General features: G+C 63.1%; 17 protein-coding genes. 9 read left to right on the forward strand and 8 right to left on the reverse strand.

Annotated elements, in window-relative coordinates; all coding sequences use genetic code 11:
- Positions 1-49 precede the first annotated feature (49 nt).
- On the reverse strand, positions 50-1846 hold the full coding sequence (locus GGD63_RS04645) for a ShlB/FhaC/HecB family hemolysin secretion/activation protein (protein WP_183239731.1): 1797 nt from the start codon (positions 1844-1846) through the stop codon (positions 50-52).
- 130 nt (positions 1847-1976) lie between these two features.
- On the opposite strand from GGD63_RS04645, the gene GGD63_RS04650 reads away from it, so the two are divergent.
- The gene (locus GGD63_RS04650; RefSeq protein WP_183239732.1) at positions 1977-3209 is read left to right on the forward strand and encodes a FecR family protein; all 1233 of its coding nucleotides are present in this window, start codon (positions 1977-1979) and stop codon (positions 3207-3209) included.
- Between the two features lie 63 nt (positions 3210-3272).
- Positions 3273-6014: an EAL domain-containing protein gene (locus GGD63_RS04655; protein WP_183239733.1), complete on the forward strand. Its 2742-nt coding sequence runs from the start codon at positions 3273-3275 to the stop codon at positions 6012-6014.
- A 124-nt stretch (positions 6015-6138) separates the two neighbouring features.
- On the opposite strand, the gene GGD63_RS04660 is transcribed toward GGD63_RS04655, so the two are convergent.
- On the reverse strand, positions 6139-6399 hold the full coding sequence (locus tag GGD63_RS04660) for a hypothetical protein (RefSeq protein WP_183239734.1): 261 nt from the start codon (positions 6397-6399) through the stop codon (positions 6139-6141).
- A gap of 259 nt (positions 6400-6658) precedes the next feature.
- Here GGD63_RS04660 and rocF point away from each other — a divergent pair, with 259 nt between their 5' ends.
- From rocF to GGD63_RS04680, 4 genes are all read left to right on the forward strand, one after another.
- Positions 6659-7636 (forward strand): arginase, encoded by a 978-nt coding sequence (rocF, locus tag GGD63_RS04665; RefSeq protein WP_183239735.1) that lies wholly within the window; start codon positions 6659-6661, stop codon positions 7634-7636.
- Between the two features lie 164 nt (positions 7637-7800).
- Positions 7801-9069, forward strand: a complete 1269-nt coding sequence (gene soxC / locus GGD63_RS04670) for a sulfite dehydrogenase (RefSeq protein WP_183239736.1) — start codon at positions 7801-7803, stop codon at positions 9067-9069.
- A complete protein-coding gene (locus tag GGD63_RS04675; protein ID WP_183239737.1) occupies positions 9056-9598 on the forward strand; it encodes a c-type cytochrome in 543 nt (180 codons plus the stop codon). The genes soxC and GGD63_RS04675 overlap by 14 nt, the downstream gene beginning before the upstream one ends.
- A 106-nt stretch (positions 9599-9704) precedes the next feature.
- Positions 9705-9989 carry a hypothetical protein gene (locus GGD63_RS04680; RefSeq protein WP_183239738.1) on the forward strand — a complete coding sequence of 95 codons (285 nt, stop codon included), beginning with the start codon at positions 9705-9707 and terminating at the stop codon, positions 9987-9989.
- Positions 9990-9995: 6 nt separating this feature from the next.
- Here GGD63_RS04680 and GGD63_RS04685 read toward each other — a convergent pair whose 3' ends face one another.
- Both GGD63_RS04685 and GGD63_RS04690 read right to left on the reverse strand, forming a co-directional pair.
- Complete coding sequence (locus GGD63_RS04685; RefSeq protein ID WP_183239739.1) at positions 9996-11210, reverse strand: mandelate racemase/muconate lactonizing enzyme family protein; 1215 nt, start codon at positions 11208-11210, stop codon at positions 9996-9998.
- A gap of 175 nt (positions 11211-11385) precedes the next feature.
- Positions 11386-12672: an NRAMP family divalent metal transporter gene (locus GGD63_RS04690; RefSeq protein WP_183239740.1), complete on the reverse strand. Its 1287-nt coding sequence runs from the start codon at positions 12670-12672 to the stop codon at positions 11386-11388.
- A gap of 828 nt (positions 12673-13500) precedes the next feature.
- On the opposite strand from GGD63_RS04690, the gene GGD63_RS04695 reads away from it, so the two are divergent.
- Positions 13501-13710, forward strand: a complete 210-nt coding sequence (locus GGD63_RS04695) for a DUF3606 domain-containing protein (protein ID WP_183239741.1) — start codon at positions 13501-13503, stop codon at positions 13708-13710.
- On the opposite strand, the gene GGD63_RS04700 is transcribed toward GGD63_RS04695, so the two are convergent.
- Positions 13703-13888: a hypothetical protein gene (locus GGD63_RS04700; RefSeq protein ID WP_183239742.1), complete on the reverse strand. Its 186-nt coding sequence runs from the start codon at positions 13886-13888 to the stop codon at positions 13703-13705. The two genes, GGD63_RS04695 and GGD63_RS04700, sit on opposite strands and share 8 nt — an antisense overlap.
- A gap of 343 nt (positions 13889-14231) precedes the next feature.
- On the opposite strand from GGD63_RS04700, the gene GGD63_RS04705 reads away from it, so the two are divergent.
- Together GGD63_RS04705 and GGD63_RS04710 are read left to right on the forward strand one after the other, a co-directional pair.
- Entirely contained in the window at positions 14232-14414 is a 183-nt protein-coding gene (locus GGD63_RS04705) for a hypothetical protein (RefSeq protein ID WP_183240798.1), read from the forward strand.
- A 311-nt stretch (positions 14415-14725) separates the two neighbouring features.
- A complete protein-coding gene (locus GGD63_RS04710) occupies positions 14726-14974 on the forward strand; it encodes a hypothetical protein (RefSeq protein WP_183239743.1) in 249 nt (82 codons plus the stop codon).
- Here the strand turns inward: GGD63_RS04710 and GGD63_RS04715 are convergent.
- The 3 genes from GGD63_RS04715 to GGD63_RS04725 form a co-directional block, all read right to left on the reverse strand.
- A complete protein-coding gene (locus tag GGD63_RS04715; protein ID WP_183240800.1) occupies positions 14944-15192 on the reverse strand; it encodes a hypothetical protein in 249 nt (82 codons plus the stop codon). The genes GGD63_RS04710 and GGD63_RS04715 overlap by 31 nt on opposite strands.
- Positions 15189-15389 carry a hypothetical protein gene (locus GGD63_RS04720; RefSeq protein ID WP_183239744.1) on the reverse strand — a complete coding sequence of 67 codons (201 nt, stop codon included), beginning with the start codon at positions 15387-15389 and terminating at the stop codon, positions 15189-15191. The genes GGD63_RS04715 and GGD63_RS04720 overlap by 4 nt, the downstream gene beginning before the upstream one ends.
- A 777-nt stretch (positions 15390-16166) precedes the next feature.
- Entirely contained in the window at positions 16167-17354 is a 1188-nt protein-coding gene (locus GGD63_RS04725; RefSeq protein ID WP_246785361.1) for a glycosyltransferase family 87 protein, read from the reverse strand.
- Positions 17355-18436: the final 1082 nt, after the last annotated feature.

The raw sequence follows: 18436 nt of genomic DNA on the forward strand, positions 1-18436 counted from the left end.
AAGACCGCAAAACGGCCGCATGCCGGGTCCGCTACGCGAAGGAAACGAGCTACAGGCAGCCGCCCCGGCCGCGCTCGGGGGAGAGCCGAAACGCGCTCGACAGTGTGAACAGGAAGCGCGGGCTGCGGCGTTCATTGTCCGGCGCCCGGTAGCTCAACGGGACCGCCACGCCGAGATCAGCCTGCAGGTCATCCCACAGGAAGACGCGCACACCAGCTCCGGCTGACGTCAGCGACAGGCCATCGCTCAGCCGGTAACCGTCGTTCCAGACTGCGCCGGCGTCGCCGAAGGCGTAGAGCTGATAGCCGCTCCAGTAGCGGAAATTGAGCTTCTGGTCGAAGCGCAGCTCGAGCGAGCCGGCAAGACCGTTGTCGCCGCTGATCTCGGCCGCGCCATAGCCCCGGCCGAAAGCCGCGCCGCCGAGGTAGAATTGCTGCGAGGTGAACAGCGGCCGCGATGCCGTCTGGCTCGCCGCGGACAGCTTCAGCGACCAGGCGTCGTTGAGCGTCTGGTAGCGCGTGAACCAGAGGTTCAGCACCGAGAAGTTCGACGAGGCGCCGTCGCGCGACAACAGATCGTCGTCGAAATGTGAAGCGCCGAAGACGTCGAGACCCTGGCGGTAGGTCAGCGCCGTGAAGTTGGTGCCGCCGAAGCGATCCTGGAGCCGGTAGTCGGCGGTCAGGCTCGCGGTCCTGATGTGGTCGTTGTACCAGGGGCCGTACAGGTCATGCTCCGACACGTTGCTGAAGGTCCCGGCCAGGGTGAGCGTCAGCGCCGACGATTGCGACATGAAGGGCACGGCGCTTGCCCGCACCTCGAAAGCTTCGGTCGTGGTGATGTCGCTGTCGAGGCGGCGGGCGTCGCCCGGCCGGACCGCGCTGTACAGGACGGACGTGCCGAGCCGCACGCCGTCGACGCCGACGGGCGCGTCATAGGACAGCCGGGCAAAGCCGAGCTCGCGCGGGTCGTTGGCGATGGTCGACAGGTTGACCGCCAGCGCATCGCCGGGTGTGAGGTAGGAGTTGAATGCGCCCGTCGCGTAGGTCTGCCACGGGCCGACGGAGGACGAGCCGAGATTGTCCAGGCCGAACGACGTGAAAACGTGCCAGGTCTTCAAATAGACAACGAGGCGGAAGCGGCCGGTCGCGCCACCGATCTCCTCCAGCGCTGTATCGGTGATCCGAACGCCCGGTCTGCCGTTGACGAGGAAAAGCTGGCGTTCGAGCGTTGCCAGCCGCGACGGTTGCTCGGCCAGAACCGGTTCGAGCATCGGCCTCACGCCAAACTGCTCGGCGCCGTCGCCCTTCAGCTCGGCCTGCACGATGGCGCCCTCGATCACCTGAATCCGGACGCGCCCATCGGCAATGTCTTGCGGCGGCACGATGGCCCGGCTCAGATGGAAACCATCGGCGCGGTAGAGGTCGCTGATCGCACCGGCGATCGCGGCGAGATCCGCCTGTGAGACCTTCTTGCCGAGATAGGGTTGATAGACTGCGGCGATACGATCGCGAGGGATGGCATGAGCACTGGTGACGCTGATGTCGCGCAGGACGAATTGGGGCCTGGTATCGCCGCCGGTGTTGGTTTGGTCGACGGTCGGTAGCTTGACCGGGGGACGGTTCAGAGTTTCCCGCTCGGTTTGGTTTTCAAAGTATTTCTCGGGCTGGCGAGGATCAAAACCCGGCTGGTTCGCCTGTTGTGCGAAGCCCTGCGGAACTCCCGCAAAAATTGGTACCAGCAGCGCCAATGCGGTAACGAGATGCCGCTTCTCAACGCGCGCAACAAACCTGTCTCCGTAGTTTAACGGAGCGATTGCCACGGGGCGGTAAGGGAGCGTTAGCCGCATGATTTTTCTTAGGTTTTTATGGTCAATGATTGGTTAATACGGCAGTTCCACTGACCTCTTCCTGCTAATCCTCTCTTGAGTGATTTCGGATACGCCTCAGGTCCGGCTGTAACGGGGACTGAGGATCGTCATGCTCGGCGGAATTGGAATGCGGTGCGCCGTCATGGCGGCGCTGACCCTGGGAACGGCTTCCGGCGCGTTCGCCGCGGACGATGGCGTCTGGTCGGTCAGCAAGGCCACCGGTGAGGTCTGGGTCGCGACCGATGGCGCGCAACAGGTCTCGCTGAACCAGGAGGAGACCCTCAAGCCCGGCAATACCATTCGCACCGGACGCAATGGCCGGGTGCTGCTCGTCCGCGGTGAGGAGACGATCCTGATCTCGCCCAATTCCGTTGTCGGCTTGCCGGCGGAGAAGAAGGACGGGCTTTCAACCACCATCATCCAGCAGGCGGGTTCGATCCTGCTCGAAGTCGAGAAGCGCAACGTCAAGCATTTCGAGGTCGAGACGCCGTATCTCGCCGCCGTGGTCAAGGGAACGCAGTTCAGCGTCACGGTCGGTGCGGGCAGCACCAAGGTCGGCGTGATCCGCGGCCAGGTCGAGGTCTCCGACTTCAAGACCGGACAAATCGCCCAGGTCATGCCGGGACAATCGGCCACCGCCTTCGAGCACGGCAAGCCCGGCCTCAGCCTGACCGGCACCGGCACCTTCAATCCGATCGAGAATGGCAAGCCACGCGCCTCGACGATCGAGCGCGTTCCCGTCCCGAAATCGGGACTGTCCGCACCGCGCAATGCTGCGAATGGCCACGCCATCCATGCGCTTGGTCCGATCGACAAGGGCAACAAGGTGGCCGGATCGTCGAAGCAAGCCCAGCAGGCGGGCGGAGCTCATGCGCCCAAGGCCGGCGTCGTGCGCATCTCGAGCTCGCTCGGCGAGGTCAAGCTGAATGTCCATAAAGTGACGAATGGTCTTGCCCACGGAGCCGTTGCAACGGGGCGCGTGCGCAACGCGAACGCCAGCACCGGTATCAGCACAGCTACGGTGTGGAGCCAAAGCTCGACGAACACCACCACCACAGCCTCCAACAGCTCAAGCGTGACAGCGGTCACCGCGAGCAGCAGCGCATCAACGGCCAGCGCCGCATCGACGTCGTCGAGCGTGACGACGGCTGTTGCGACCACCGCCGGGTCGAGCAGCAATGTGTCCACCGGAACTTCCGGGACCGGAAGCAGTGGGACGGGGGCGACCGGCAACGGAAGCGGCGGTACCGGCAACAATGCTAACAGCGGTAACAGCGGCAACAACGGAAATGGCCACAACGGCCACCATTACGGTTGGTACCGGGGCAGAGGCCATTATTAGGACCGTGCCGTCGGCATAGGGGGGAGCACTCGGCGGCAAGCACCGCCGGTGCAGGGGAGCAAAGTGAAACGTTATCGGCCGCATATCCTTGTCGTGATCGCGCTGGCGGTCGTGCTGTCCACGGGGTGGCATGGTGCGCTTCGCAATGCGCTCACCGATGTACGGTTCGCCTGGCAATCGCGTGCGGCCAGCGGCAATGTCGTCGTGGTCGCAATCGACGCGCCCTCGATCGACCAAATCGGGGTGTGGCCCTGGCCGCGCCGGCTCCACGCCGAACTGTTGCACAGGCTCGAGGCGGCCGGTGCGCAGGACGTCGCCTTCGACGTCGATTTCAGCACGCCGTCGGATCCGGTCTCCGACGAGGCCTTCGTCAAGGCGCTTCGGGACGTCGGCGGCTCGACGATCCTGCCGTCCTTCAGGCAATCGACGGCAAATGGTGGGGCGGTTCACCTCAATCGCCCCTTAAAGCCGTTCGGCAACCAGTCGTGGCCGGCCCTCGTCAATGTTACGGTCGAATCCGACGGGCTGGTCCGTCGTTATCCGTTCGGTGAGAAATTCGGCGATGCCTTGATGCCGTCCATGGCCGTCGTGTTGGCCGGGCAGGACGCCAGCCGGCGGCCACCTTTCCTGATCGACTTCAGTATTCAGGCGGCCTCCATTCCGCGCGTCTCCTATGTCGACGTGATCCGCGGCGATACTGCAACTCTCGACAAGCTGAGAGACAAGAAGATCATCGTCGGCGCCACGGCGCTCGAGCTCGGCGACCGGTTCAGCGTACCAAATGGCGGCATCGTCTCAGGGCCGGTCCTCCAGGCGCTGGCGACGGAATCGATCCTCCAGAACCGGATGCTGCGCTGGACGTCCGACGTCGGCATGATCCTGGGTCTGGGTGGGATCGGCCTGCTGATGATGTATTCGTGGCGCCGCTTGGCGCCGGGATTGCGCGTCACAATCCTCATCGCAGCCGGGGCGGCTGTCGAACTGATCGCGGCCTTCGTGCAGGCAAGATGGCCCCTCGTCATCGACACATCGCTGTTCCACATCGCGATCATCGCTTACCTGACTGCGATTGCGCTCGACGAGATCGATTTCCGCAGCCTGTTGGGGCGCATCGCGGAAAGCCGCTTTCATCGTATCGCGATGTCGCTCGGCGATGGTCTCGTCTGCACTGATGCCGACCACCGGATCACGGTCTGGAATCCCGGCGCGAGCGCGATCTTCGGCTACATGCCGGCCGAAATCATCGGCCGCCCGTTCGAAACGCTTTGTGCTGTCGCGGCGGACGGCGGCGCGAGGCCGTCCATGAGCGATGCCGCTCGCCAGGCGCTGCTGGTCCCCGGCGGGGCGGTTGTCGTCGAGTTCGAAGGTCGACGCAAGAATGGTGAGACCTTCCCGGTCGAGGCGAGCTTCTCCGGCTGGCAGGGAACAGACGGTTTCCAATACGGCGCGATCCTGCGCGACATCTCGGTGCGCAAGCGCGAGGCCGAACGCGTCAGGTATCTGGCCGAACATGATGCGCTGACGGGTCTTGCCAATCGCAACATGCTGCACGCAGGCCTCACCGGTCTGATCACCGCGGCGGAGCGGCGGTCTTCCGACGTCGCGCTGCTCGTGCTCGGGCTCGACGGCTTCCAGCAGATCAACGACATGCTCGGACATTCGGCCGGCGACCTCGTGCTGCGGGCCGTTGCCGAGCGACTTCGTACCAAAGTCAATGGCAAAGCGATCATTGCCCGGCTCAGCGGTGACGAATTCGCCATCGCGCTCGACGGTGCGGAAGCCGGCGAGCCGATTGCGGAATTCGCCGGTCGGATCGCACGCGCGTTCGAAGCGCCGCTTGCAACGGGCACACGACAGCATCGCGTTCGGATCAGCATCGGCGTTGCTATCTATCCCGACGGTGGACACACCGCGGACGACCTCCTGGGCAACGGCCACCTGGCGCTGAGCCGTGCGAAGGCGACGCGGCGCGGCAGCCATGTGATCTTCGAGAGCGCAATCAGGCAGGAGCTGGAGAACCGGCTGACGCTGGAGAGCGAATTGGCGCTTGCCACGGATCGCGGCGAGTTCGAACTGTTCTACCAGCCCCAGGTCCGCCTGGTCGACGGCAGCCTGGTCGGGGCCGAAGCGCTCATCCGTTGGCGCCATCCCGTGCGCGGCTACGTCTCGCCCGGCGAGTTTATGCCGGTGGTCAATACCTCGGCCCTGTCCGATCGGATCGCGAACTGGGTGATGGAAACCGCCTGTCGGCAGGCGCGTGCGTGGGAACTGTCCGGCAACAGCGTACGTGTTGCGATCAATCTCTCGCCCTCTCAGCTCGACTCCGGCGATCTCGCACATTCGGTTGCGGCATTGCTCGAGGCGACGGGATTGACACCCTCGCTGCTCGAGCTCGAGGTCACCGAAGATATCCTGCTGCATGACGAAGGCCGCGTGCTCGACATGTTCAAGCGGATCCAGAAGCTCGGTGTCCGCGTGCTGTTCGACGATTTCGGCACCGGTTACGCGAGCCTGAGCTACCTGAAGAAGTTTCCGCTCGACGGGCTCAAGATCGACCGCTCGTTCGTGCTCGATCTGCTGACCGATTCCGACGACGCCGCGATCGTCGGCTCGACCATCGGCCTCAGCAAGCAGCTCGGGCTCACGGTCGTGGCCGAAGGCATCGAGAACCGCGCCACGGCCGATTTCCTCGTCAACATGGGGTGCGAGGAAGGACAGGGGTATTTCTTCGGCCGCCCGATGCCGGCGGAAGCATTTGATCGGCAGTTCCTGGCGACCGAGCAGGTTGCGATCAGCGCCGCCTAAAGCGCGATGAGATTTGGATGAAGCGTCATCGCGCTTTAGGTTGTTGTTTACGCATGATCTTTCCGGAAAACCGCTTCGCACTTTTCCGGATCATGCTCTAGTCGGCGCATATCCGGTAAGCTCGCTAACGCCGGCGCGCCACCGCCACGCCGAACAGGAAGGCCACAAAGAGGCTGGCCAAAGGCGCTTCACGCGTGATGGCGGCGACGGTCGCGAGCGGCCGGCCGGGCCTACGTGCCTCCTCGATCGCCAGGGTGAGGCGGTCGACGGCTGCGTGCAGGCCGCCCGCGACCTCGCCGATCGTACGGGATACGTCGGTCGCGGCATCGATGGCGCGCTCGGCCACGCCGGGCTGGGGATTGGGCTGCGGTATCTCCGTGCTCAAGATTGCGGCCTCCAAACCGGACGAAGCTGCGGAGGCCGGCACCTTTGGCTATCCGCGCGAGCGCTCGTTTGAACAGCGGGTCTGACGACCTTTGGCTATCCGCGACAGGCGCCGTAATTGACGGCGGGTACCGGCCTTGAATGGGCAATTCGGCGCGCGGGATTTTGTTCCGGCCGGGAGGCCGGGGCGATCCCCGTGAAACGACGGATGCGAATCTCTGTTAGGCTGACGGCAGCCTCGCTGATCACAGGAGACCGCCGTGACCGATCGGACCATGACGGATCGAGCCCGGCGCATCGCCTTGCTAGGTGCTCCCATTGACATGGGAGCTTCGCAGCGTGGCACCCTGATGGGCCCCGCTGCGCTGCGCACCGCGGGCCTTGCGACACTGCTCGAGAGCCTGGATCTTGAAGTCGTCGATTACGGCGATCTCTCCGTGGCCGAGGTCGGGGATCTCACCGACAGACCGCCTGAAAAAGCCAACCACTACCGCGAAATCCAGCGCTGGACGCGCGTACTGAGCCGCAGAGGCTATGACATCGCGAAAACCGGTGCGCTGCCGATCTTCCTCGGCGGCGATCACACGCTGTCGATGGGCTCGGTCAATGCGATGGCGCGCCACTGGCAGGAGCGCGAACGTGAGCTGTTCGTGCTCTGGCTGGACGCGCATGCCGACTACAATACGCCGGAGACGACGATCACCGCGAACATGCACGGCATGTCGGCGGCGTTTCTGTGTGGCGAGCCAGGCCTCGACGGCCTGCTCGGCGATGACCCACGCGCGTCGATCGAGCCTGACAGACTCGACCTGTTCGGCGCGCGTTCGATCGACAAGCTCGAAAAGGAACTAATGCGTTCGCGCCGGATCAGGGTTGTCGACATGCGCCAGATCGATGAATTCGGTGTCGCCGTGCTGACCCGGCGCGTCATCGAGCGCGTCAAGGCATGCAACGGCGTGCTGCATGTCAGTTTCGATGTCGACTTCCTCGACCCCTGCGTAGCGCCGGGCGTCGGGACCACGGTGCCGGGCGGGGCGACCTATCGTGAGGCACATCTGATCATGGAGCTGTTGCACGATTCCGGCGTGGTGGGATCGGTCGACATCGTCGAGCTCAATCCTTTCCTCGACGAACGTGGCCGGACCGCGCGCACTGCGGTCGAGCTGATCGGCAGCCTGTTCGGGCAGCAGATCACCGATCGGCCTACGCCGAGCAACGCGATCGCTCCGGGCGAGTGAATCGGGCGGGCAGTGTTTGTGCGCTGCGAGGAAAGGAACTGCTCCCGCAGGCATCCGATTTAGATCAGCCCTGATCGAAATCGCCTGCTTTTGAAACGGCTGCGAATTGCAAATGCAGCCGTCGGACTGTTTGATGCGGGCTCAGCGCCAGCCGAGGGGCCGCAATGAGCCGCACGACAGATCCCGACAATGATTCCGTGACAACACGCCGTCGATTCCTGACCGCCGGCACCGCAGTAGCGGGAGGCGCGGTTCTCGGCGCGGGCGCTTCCGTTGCCGCGGAGGCGGACAACCTTCCACCCAACGTTCCTGAATGGATGAAGGTGCCGGGCGAGCCGACCGGAGGCCAGCCCTATGGCACGCCGTCGCCGTTCGAGAAGGGCGTCGTCAGGAACATCTCGAAGTCCCTCAAGCAGTACATCTCCGCGTCGAGCCGGACGCCCTTGCAGGAGCTCGACGGCATCATCACGCCGAACGGGGTGTTCTACGAGCGACATCATGGCGGTGTTCCGACCATCGATCCCGCGCAGCACCGGCTGATGCTGCATGGGCTGGTCGAACGTCCCTTGATCTTCACGATGGAAGATCTACGGCGCTTCCCGTCGGAGTCGCGCATTCACTTTCTCGAATGCTCCGGCAATCCCGGTTACACCAAGCCCTATGGCAAGACGGCATCCGACCTCGTTGGTCTTGTGAGTTGTGCCGAATGGACCGGCGTGAGCCTGAAGCTGGTGCTTCAGGAGGCCGGGCTGAAGCCCGAAGCCAAATGGGTGGTCGCGGAAGGAGCCGACGCGGCTGCGCTGACGCGAAGCATTCCGATCGAGAAATGCCTCGAGGATGCGATGCTGGTCTACAGCCAGAACGGTGAGCGGCTGCGTCCGCAACAAGGCTATCCACTGCGGCTTCTCCTGCCGGGATTCGAAGGCAACATGAGCGTGAAATGGCTGCGTCGCCTGCATGTGACCGCGGAGCCGGTTTATTCACGCGAGGAAACGTCGAAATACACCGACCTCCTGCCCGACGGCACGGCGCGAGAATTCTCCTTCTACATGGAGGCGAAGTCGATCATCACGCGCCCCTCCGGCGGTCAGCGCCTGAGCGCACCGGGCTTTCATGAGATCACGGGCATCGCCTGGAGCGGGCATGGGAGGATCGCGCGCGTCGAAGTGTCCGTTGACGATGGAAAAAGCTGGCAGGAGGCTCGGTTGCAGGAGCCGGTGCTGACGCGTGCCCTGACGCGCTTCCGCCTGCCGTGGCGATGGGACGGCAAGCCCGCCGTGATCCAGAGCCGAGCCATCGACGAGACAGGTTATGTGCAGCCAACGCTGGCCGAGTTGCTCGCGGTTCGCGGAGAAAACTATTTCTACCACAACAACGCGATCTGGCCCTGGCGCGTCGCGGCTGACGGCGAGGTGACCAATGCGCTTGCGTGAGACTTGCGGGGTCGGCTTCGCCATCGTGCTGTGTGCCTTTTCGAGCGGAGTGCAGGCGCAGAGCCTGTACGGCATCGGGCGACCGGCGACAGCCACCGAGATTGCGGGCTGGAATATCGATATCGGACGCGACGGCAGCAATCTTCCTGAGGGAAGCGGTTCGGTCAGCCACGGACGGAAGGTGTTCGCCCAGCTATGTGCCTCGTGCCACGGCGAGAAGGGCGAGGGTGGTTTGGGCGACCGGCTCGCCGGCGGACAAGGCACGATCGGAACGCCCAAACCGATCCGTACCGTCGGCAGTTATTGGCCCTATGCGCCGACATTGTTCGACTACATCCGTCGCGCCATGCCGCAGAACGCGCCGCAATCGCTAAGCGATGAGGACGTCTATGCGGTGTCGGCTTTCATCCTGAACCTGAACGGGCTGGTGGGAGAAAATGCGACGCTCGACGCGAAATCCCTGGCCGCCGTGAAGATGCCGAATCGCGACAGCTTCGTCGGCGATGCTCGTCCAGATGTGAAACGATGAACGGAGTAAGTTCCGAAGGTTTGGCGCGGAACTTGCTTAAGTCAAGCGGGGAACTCCGAGGGGCGCAATTGAATTAACCTGCGATAGGAAAATAGCGGATCCCTCGATGACGACTGATCGTTTCGCGAACTCCATCTCCACGGCGCTCCGTCATCCCGGCGTAATCGCGCTGATCGTGGCTGGTTTGACGATTGCAGCCATGCTGATCGTCGACCACGGACCGTGGAGCCGCGCCAAGACCCAGCCGGCCCATGTCGCGATGTATGCGACGACGGGGGAAGCTGCACGCGCCGCGGGCGCTGCAGTGCTTCCGACCGAACCAAAGTCGCCGATCGAGCCGGCGCGGCCGGGGCCGAAGACGTCCCCGACCATCAATCCCGTGACGCCGTAATCCGCGTCAGCTCTTGCGACCGTAGTTGAGGAGCCCGCCGCTCGTTCTCGGCGGGTGCGCGCGCAATGCTTCCTCATTCGGCTCGGTGCCCCAGCCGGGCCGGTCCGGGACGACGAGATGGCCGTTCTGGATCTCTGGCTCGTGCGTGAACAACTCGCGGTCCCACGACAGGCGATCGATGTCGATCTCCATGATGCGCAGGTTCGGAACGGCGGCGCAGAAATGCGCGTTCATCATCGAGCAGAGATGGCCGTAGAAATTGTGCGGGGCGACATTGACTTCGAACGCTTCGGCCGCCGCAGCGATCTTCATCGATTGCCAGACGCCGTTCCAGGGCGTGTCGATGATCGCGACATCCATCGCCTGCTCGTGGAAATAGGGCAGGAATTCATGCAAGCCCAGCAGCGTCTCGCAGGACGAGATCGGATGCGGGCTTTGCCTGCGGATATAGCCGAGCGCTTCCGGATTGAAACTGTCGATCTCGATCCAGAACATGTCGAGGTCCGCGATGGCGCGCAGGATCTTCAGGTAGCCCTCGGTCTTGGCGTTGAAGTTGCAGTCGAGCAGGATGTCGACGTCAGGCCCCGCGCCGTCGCGGATCGCCTCGATATGCATGCGCAGGTCTCGTAGAATTTTCCTGTCGACGTTGATTTCCGGCGCAAAGGGTGAGCCGAAGCCGGGACGCCAGCCGGTCGGCTTGCCGTCGTCGTAGGAGAAGATGTTGGTCTTGAGCGCGGTGAACTTCTTCTCGCGCACCTCGCGGCCCATCGCCTTGACGCCATCGAGGCTTTCGATCGGCGGCTTGTACCAGGAGGGATGATTGATCCGCCACGTGGCGCAATGCGACCAGTAGACTCGAACGCGATCTCGGATCCTGCCGCCGAGCAGCTCGTAGCAGGGCACGCCGAGACACTTCGCCTTGGCGTCGAGCAGCGCGTTCTCGATCGCTCCGAGAGCCTGCGCCACCACGCCGCCTGCAGCGGGGCGGGTCGCGGCGAACAGCTCGGCATAGATGCGCTCGTGCTGGAAGACATTCTGCCCGATGACGCGGGCGGAAAGCCGATGGATCGCGGCGCCGACGCCGGGAGAGCCAAAGCCCTCGTCGAACTCGCTCCAGCCGACGATGCCGTCTTCAGTCGTCAGCTTGACGAAGTGGTAGTTTCTCCAGCCGGCATCGCAGGCGAGGATTTCGAGGCTTGTTGCTTTTGACGATTTGGTCATGTCGCTCCCTGTTGCCCGGTCGGGCTTTATTCTTATTGTGGCGAGGTCGAAAGAGCCGCACCCTGGTTGCAACTGTTAGGCCAACAACGGGCCGGCGTGAAGCCCGCTGCAGCGCGCCGGGGGCGCCTTACCTCGGCCGGGAAGCCTGTAGACGGTGGCACTTCCGGAAGGCTGGTCAGCCGATCGCTGACGAGGCGAGCAGCGCGAGGACGGCCAGCGCCATCACCGCGGTGCCGAGCCAGCCAAGCGCGATCAGCCACGACCGGGCCCTGAAACGGCCCATGATCGTGCGGTTCGAGACGATGAGCATCATCATCGCCATGATCGGCACGGCGACGATGCCGTTGAGCACGGCGCTCCAGACCAGCATGTGCATGGAATCGATGCCGGTGAATCCTAGCCCGAAGCCTATCGCGGTTGCGGTCGCGATGATGGTGTAGAAGCCGATCGCCTCGTCGGGCTTCGCCTCGAGCGTGGCGTGCCAGCGGAAAATCTCCGCAACGCCGTAAGCAGCCGAGCCCGCCAGCACCGGGATCGCGAGCAGGCCCGTGCCGATGATGCCGAGCGCGAACAGGGCAAAGGTGAAATCGCCGGCGAGCGGCCGCAGCGCCTCGGCGGCGTCGGTCGCGGAATTGACGTTGGTGACGCCGTTGGCGTGCAGCACCGACGCGGTGGTGAGGATGATGAAGAAGGCGATGCCGTTGGAGAGCAGCATCCCGGCGATAGTATCGGCCCTGATGCGCGCGAGCTCCGGACTGCCGCCGTGCTTCAGTTCGCGAAGCGGCTTGTCGCGCTTGCCCTGGTTCATCTCCTCGACCTCCTGCGAGGCCTGCCAGAAGAACAGATAGGGGCTGATGGTGGTGCCGAGCACGGCCACCACCATCATGAAATAACCGGCACTGACATTCGGCTCCGGCCACACCGCGGCGAGCAGCGCCGTGCTCCACGGGATATTCACGGTGAAGGCGGTCGCGACATAGGCGAACAACGCCAAGGTGAGAAACTTCAGCACGGGTGAATAGCGGCGATAGGGCACGAACACCTGAAGCAGGGTCGAGCCGGCCGCGAAGATCAGGGCGTGCTCGTGGTTGAGGCCGCCGATGACGAGGGAGAGCGCCTCGGCCATCGCGGCGATGTCGGCGGCGATGTTGAAGGTGTTTGCGGCGACGAGCATGAAAACGAGCGCCAGCACCGCCCAGCGCGGCGCGACCCGCATCACGTTGGCGGCCAGCCCCTTTCCGGTCACCCGGCCGATCTGCGCGCTGACGAGCTGAATGGCGATCATGAGCGGCGTAGTCAGAAACACCGTCCACAACAGCCCGTAGCCGAATTGCGCGCCGGCTTGCGAATAGGTGGCGATGCCGGAAGGATCGTCGTCGGCCGCCCCGGTGATGAGACCCGGCCCCAGTCTTTTCAGCAGCGTCGACATGGATTTCGTCGGGGCGAGGGCGCTGTCGCTCATGAAGAGTCTCGGTCTTTCCGGGCAATGCCGATTGCGAACGGGAAAGTCCGGAAGAAATGCCGCGACGGAACAATGGTTCCAGGACCAGGGAGAAGCGGAGGTCGACGGGGCGATTCCGATTTAGCGAAATCTGATTTGACCCGTCGGGCAAAACACCTGTATAGGTGCATCATCGCAAGAGCAGTCGGGCGGCGCCGGCCGCCGCTCTTTGCCAAGCTCTCCCCTTGGAAGTTCGCGCCCTACGCGATCGCTCGCGCCCGCTCAGGACGATGGCAACAGATGCAGATAGCGCTCGTCGAACTGCGCCAGCTCCTGGAGCTTGCTGCTGACAAGAAAGGTTTGAATTGAACCGCCGCGCGCTTCGCAACATTGGTGGACGACGCGTTTCCAAGTTCAGGGAACCCAACAAATGTTAAGTTGGCCGGCGCGGAGCCGGCGCATTGCGCTGTTAACCTACCCGGGTTGCATTCCGAAATAGGAACCAAACCACGACTCCCCCGTTGCGCTGCCACTTCGCGGCCCGTTCCCTACGCGGCGCTGCGAGATGTCATGCCTCAGTCCGGCTTTCCGGGAGCCAAGACGGGGATCTCGACCGTACGCCGTGCGGGCGTGGACGTCGGACGTGAAAGGGGACGCACTTGGCAGCCGACCTGATTTTTAGAGTCGCCATCATCTCGCTGTTTCTGTTCTCTGCAGTGCTCGCCTCCATGCTCTGGCTGAGTGTGTGAGGCGCGGCCTGCTGCGGGGGCGACGGCTTAGCGGACCAGCCCCCCTCAGGAACGGCAGCTCCGTTGCCGCGTTTTCCCAGCGGCGAGGAGGATCAGCCGCATGGACAACCTGACGAAGCGCGCGCAGCCGGACCGCAGCAAGATCAACATGCACGAGGCCTTCGAGGTCAAGTACTGGACCCACGCGCTGGGCGTATCGAAGGAGGAGCTGCAAAGAGCCGTCGACAAGGTCGGCAATTCCGCCGCCGCCGTCCGCAAGGAGCTGGCGGTGACCAACGGGCGCGAGCCCGAGACGCGGTCCTCTACTTGACGCTGACGAACATGCCCCAGGCGGCAGCCAGCGCCGCGCCGGTGAAGACGACCACCGGGTTGTCGCAGAACGGGCCGCCATAACGGCACACGTCGGCGCCGAACTGGCCGAGCTCGTGATGGCCCGCGGAGTAGAACAGTCCCGACAGCCCCAGCAATGCAGCGGCGACGTAATACATCGACGGTCTCTCCGAAGCGTTTCGATCCTCGCCGACCGGGCGACGTGTCTCAGCTTGACGCGAACAGATTTCAGTCAGCCGAATCCGAATTGCTGGATTTGATTAAAGTCTGCACCGTCGGGCAAAATAGGAGCAGCATGGCAGAATCGGTCGAATGCCCCTCGTAATGTCGCCCTTTGCGGCCCCGAAAGGCGCTGCCAGCTTTTCGCAGTGTCCGACAGTCCAACGATTTGGTCGGCCGTATTCCTATGGGCGCCGGTTACTGATTTGTCTTGAAGTCGTTGATCTATCGCAATGATCCCTTTCGCGCCGGGATCGACGGTCGGGGCCCAAGGAGCTTGCGATGAACACGGATTACATGGCGGAAGCCGCGCGGCATCGGCACGTAGCCGAAGAGTACCGAACGATGGCGTCATGTACACCGGATGAGGAGCTGCGCGGGGTCTATCTTAGGCTCGCAGACGATTACGATCTGCTCGCCGCAAACGAAGACAGGGTCGCCGACAATCGCAAGCTCGCAAACTAAATTAGAGGCCGCGTAGTTGGCGACCTTCAATCGTGCTGATTTCGGCTCGTGATTTAAGGCCGACCGCAGCACACTCTACCATGTCCGCGAGAGCCCGTGAGCGGACGACGAAACAGTCCTGAAACAATCCTGAAACCCGATTGTCCTGAACGCCTTGCTCGCTGGCCTCGACCAACGAGGCGAAAAGGAGATCATCATGATCCAGGTCGGTTCGAAGGAAGAAGTCGCGTTTCTGCTGATGCTGTTCGGCACCCACACCCAGCCGGTCAAGCGGCCGAAGCCGAAGTCGCGGCAAGGCTGAGGGCGAACCCATGCCGGGCTTGGCCGAATGCCAGAGCCTCTTGCGTCTTCTGATCGCAAGGGGCGATCCGAAGGCGATCCCGCAAGCCAAGGGCGCCATCGACCAATATCTGAATACGGCGCCGGTCAGCGCCCGCGGGCGCGGCCTGCGCGTGCTGCAGCGCGATGCGCTCGACCTGCATATTGCTGCGGTCGGCGTGCAGCGCTCCTTTGCCGAAACGGTGGATGCCTACATCGAGCGGAAGCTTGCGGATGAGTGAGGTGGCCGGTTGCCCGGGCCCGCGTCTTCGGGCGAGACTGCGGGGGACCTTTTCAGCAGGCCGACCCTGCGGCCGAGTTGCCAGACGTCGACGTCGCCGCGGCGCGTGAAACGCTGCGCGAACTTAAGCGCGGACGCATCGGACTGCGCCTCGAAAGCCTCGGCGGACTGAAACACCCCGTTCTCCCCGACGAGATAGGCGCGGTACTGCTGCATCATATCGGCGCCTTCAGGCCGGGCGAACGAAGCCAGGCATCGATCTGCATCGCCGTCTCGTCCTGCCGCGCCCTGCGCAGCAGCATCTCGCGCTGGCGTCCGGGCGGCAGCACGCGCGCCTCGTCGCGCAGGCGTATCGCCTCCTCGGCAAGCCGCTGATCGAGAGTCTTGGTCTGCTTGTAACGCCGCCGCGTCAGCATGGCGCTGCTCCCTTGCTGGAGTGGGCGGGAGCGCAATTGGCGTTCTCATCACCGATCGTTGCCACGGGCCTTGCGATGATAAATTAACGCTACGCCGATATTGGCGTGGGCGTCACAACATTTGATATGCACATGGGCGTTTATTTTCGCGCATATCTTCTGCCTTTTGAGCGACTTACCCATTTGGCGCCAAGGACGCTTCTAAAGTTCACTTTTGAACTAAATCAATCTCAGGTAGTTTGCAAGAAGGCTTTCGTCCGTGGGCGCCGGTGGCTGAGAGACCAAGTGTGCTCCCGCCTGACATGCATGGGAGCCTGATTTTGAAAGTCTATCGGCCGTTACCAGCGGATCATGAGCCGCTCGAACACATGCGCCAGCTTGCGCGTGAATGGCTTGGCCTTTTAGCCATCTCTCTTTTGCAGGATAGAGACGCAATCAAGTCCGTCCTCACCCCACCCCTCGGCGCAGCCCTGGATCTTCTGAAGCACCACAGATGTCAGTCTGCCTTAGTAGCTATCCCGGAAGTCAGCGACCTTAAGTCGTAGTAAGAAAAATCTACAATAAATTCGATATGCTGGCAGCATCCGAGGACAGCGCCCCCCGTCACATCGATAGGTCGGTGGGCATTCTATGAGTAGCGGGGTGCCCATCGGAGTGAAGGGCGGTGGCGAGCGGACGAGACCAGATTGTGGTGCTGTTCCATTGTGCCGCTGCGAGGATTCGCATAACCGCGGCCTGACGCTGTCATTACAACGCGCAAAGAGCACAACAGCGAAATCATTCCGCGGCCTGCGCCGCCTGCGACAGAGCGGATGCAGGCTGTGTTGCGCGCCATAGCAGCCTCAGGAGCAAGGCCAGCAACGCCATCATCGCCACGCCTCCAACGGCCGGGGCAAACTTGTCGTTCATGTCGGACAAATCGGATCCGGAGCCGAACTGGGCCGCAAGACGCGCCGACTGGAGCATGCCGTAGGCGCCGGCAAGCAGGATCAACCCATAGACGGCGCTGCGCTCGCGCGAACTCGCCACCTGCGCAAGATCGGGCAACAGTAGAGCGAGACCGATCCCGACCATCGGCAGGTCGTAGTCGTAGGCGTAAGGGCTGATCATTACTGAGACCATCGCGGTAACACCGAGCGCGAACGCGGGCGACATCTTACGGGCCTTGCCGAGCCAGACAGCGAGCACGCCTCCGAACAGTGCCAAGCTTGCGAAGGCTGCTTGCGCCCAGAAGGCGATGTTGGGTGGAATGCCAGCCCGGCCGAGAGTTGAGTAAGCCGAAATCATGCGGAACATGGGATAAAAGCCGTACCCCAGAAAGATGGCCGATTCCCTGATGGCGCCGAGCCATGCAATCCAGATTTGCCAGCCAAACACCAGCGTGCAGATGAGCGAGCTCGCCAGCACGAAGCTTGTGGCGGTTGAGAGCGCCACAAAGCGCCGTGTCGCCAGCATGTAGACGCCGGCGGCGATGGCCAGATGCGGCTTGATCACCATTGCCCCCAGCGCGAGGCCACCGATGATCTGACGCCGTTCGACATTGAGGCAGGCGATACCGATCAGGGTCCCCGTGAGGAAACCGTTCTGTCCGCAGCCGACATTGATCGCGAGCGCAGGAAACAGCACGACCAGAACCTGCGCGAAACTGTTGCCGGCGATAGTCCGAAGCGTCAGGAGGTAGGCAGTGAGGGTCACGCTGATGAAGAGCAGATAGGCGATGCCGGCGGGCAGCAGGGCGAATGGCGCCACCAGGAGGTCGAACTGCGGCGGATAGGTCCAGGGCATGAAACTGGTCGAACCGGTAAATGCCTGCTGGAGCTTGATCAGGGTTTCGAATCGGTAGACCAGATCCAACTCACCGCGCCAAACCTGCCGCGCGACGATGTAGAAGGCGTCGAAATCGGACAATTCGCGGGCTTGCCAGGCGCCCCAGCGGCCGAACCTGAACGTCTTGAACAGCACCATTATCGCCAGCGCCGCGAGCACGAAGCGGACATAGATCATCCGCTTCGATGGTGAGGATTGAACCGCTTCCAGCGTCTCGGCAAACATCGACGACGACCTCAAACCCTGATAGATCGCGGCCTGTCACGCGGTTCCGCCGATCCCGGCCAGATTGCTACCAGAGGTTTAAGGAACGGTAACGACTACCTTGGAATTCAAGCCAAAAGGCCGCCAAACGTCAAAGCCCCGGCATCGTCCGTGGCTTTTTCGTGTGTGAGGCTGCTAGCAAGTTCCGGTCGGCTGGCGGAGTTCACTGGCCAGCGAGCAGGCACGGCCAAACAGAGGCCTCGCGGCGCGCCCGCCGGACCATCGTGGCTTGACTATTGCGACGCGCCCCTACGACCGATTTTTAATGCTGCGGTCAGAGGGAGCGAACAATGCAGAAGCTGACGGCCGCCACAGTAGCACTCGTCGCTGCACTTGTACTCGCGGGATGTGGAAGAGATCCCGGGCCGATGCGAACCGGGTCCACAAGGCCCGGCCGGACCGCAAGGAGCCCAGGGCATACAAAGCGTGCCCGGTCCTCAAGGGCCTGCTGGCGCACAAGGGTCCCAAGGTCCGCAAGGACCTAATGGCGAGAAGGGGGACAAAGGCGATCCTGTCTCGGTCAATATCCGAGCCGTGCAGGCGGACGGTGCCGTCAACTGTGACACCAGCGAAACTTTAGTCTCCGTATTCTGCCCAAGTGGCTGCGCCGGTGATGGAACGAAGTGCGGGACCTCGCCGACTGTCGGTCTTTGCCTGAAAAAGTGAGTTGCTGGTTCCGCTGGATCGCGTTTGCTGGTACAACCTGACCGCGATCGGCAACGCTGGTCGTAATCCTAGTCAACTCTCGCCGGCTCAAAAGGTCGGCGGGTTTTTCTTTTATGTACAGAAACGGCGCCTAGGACGACGAGCGGGGGGATGCAAAATCAATCAGCATCGCTTTGTTCAATGTGAACACATCTGGCTCTCGCCGCCGTCGCGGCGCTCGTCTTCGCATGTCCTGCGGCCGCCGAGGTCTGCGTCGCCTCGCAGTATGGCGTCGGCGACGGTTATCACGG

The organism is Bradyrhizobium sp. cir1, assembly GCF_014198245.1.
In the GTDB taxonomy this organism is placed as follows: Bacteria; Pseudomonadota; Alphaproteobacteria; order Rhizobiales; family Xanthobacteraceae; genus Bradyrhizobium.

Bases quoted from the DNA above. Each gene is read 5' to 3' on its own strand.
- GGD63_RS04650 (WP_183239732.1), top strand. From the start codon at position 1,977: ATGCTCGGCGGAATTGGAATGCGGTGCGCCGTCATGGCGGCGCTGACC.
- GGD63_RS04720 (WP_183239744.1), bottom strand. From the start codon at position 15,389: ATGCTGACGCGGCGGCGTTACAAGCAGACCAAGACTCTCGATCAGCGG.
- GGD63_RS04685 (WP_183239739.1), bottom strand. From the start codon at position 11,210: ATGACCAAATCGTCAAAAGCAACAAGCCTCGAAATCCTCGCCTGCGAT.
- GGD63_RS04700 (WP_183239742.1), bottom strand. From the start codon at position 13,888: ATGTATTACGTCGCCGCTGCATTGCTGGGGCTGTCGGGACTGTTCTAC.
- GGD63_RS04710 (WP_183239743.1), top strand. From the start codon at position 14,726: ATGCCGGGCTTGGCCGAATGCCAGAGCCTCTTGCGTCTTCTGATCGCA.
- GGD63_RS04690 (WP_183239740.1), bottom strand. From the start codon at position 12,672: ATGAGCGACAGCGCCCTCGCCCCGACGAAATCCATGTCGACGCTGCTG.
- soxC (WP_183239736.1), top strand. From the start codon at position 7,801: ATGAGCCGCACGACAGATCCCGACAATGATTCCGTGACAACACGCCGT.
- GGD63_RS04675 (WP_183239737.1), top strand. From the start codon at position 9,056: ATGCGCTTGCGTGAGACTTGCGGGGTCGGCTTCGCCATCGTGCTGTGT.
- GGD63_RS04680 (WP_183239738.1), top strand. From the start codon at position 9,705: ATGACGACTGATCGTTTCGCGAACTCCATCTCCACGGCGCTCCGTCAT.
- GGD63_RS04715 (WP_183240800.1), bottom strand. From the start codon at position 15,192: ATGATGCAGCAGTACCGCGCCTATCTCGTCGGGGAGAACGGGGTGTTT.
- GGD63_RS04725 (WP_246785361.1), bottom strand. From the start codon at position 17,354: ATGGTGCTGTTCAAGACGTTCAGGTTCGGCCGCTGGGGCGCCTGGCAA.
- GGD63_RS04695 (WP_183239741.1), top strand. From the start codon at position 13,501: ATGGACAACCTGACGAAGCGCGCGCAGCCGGACCGCAGCAAGATCAAC.
- GGD63_RS04645 (WP_183239731.1), bottom strand. From the start codon at position 1,846: ATGCGGCTAACGCTCCCTTACCGCCCCGTGGCAATCGCTCCGTTAAAC.
- GGD63_RS04705 (WP_183240798.1), top strand. From the start codon at position 14,232: ATGAACACGGATTACATGGCGGAAGCCGCGCGGCATCGGCACGTAGCC.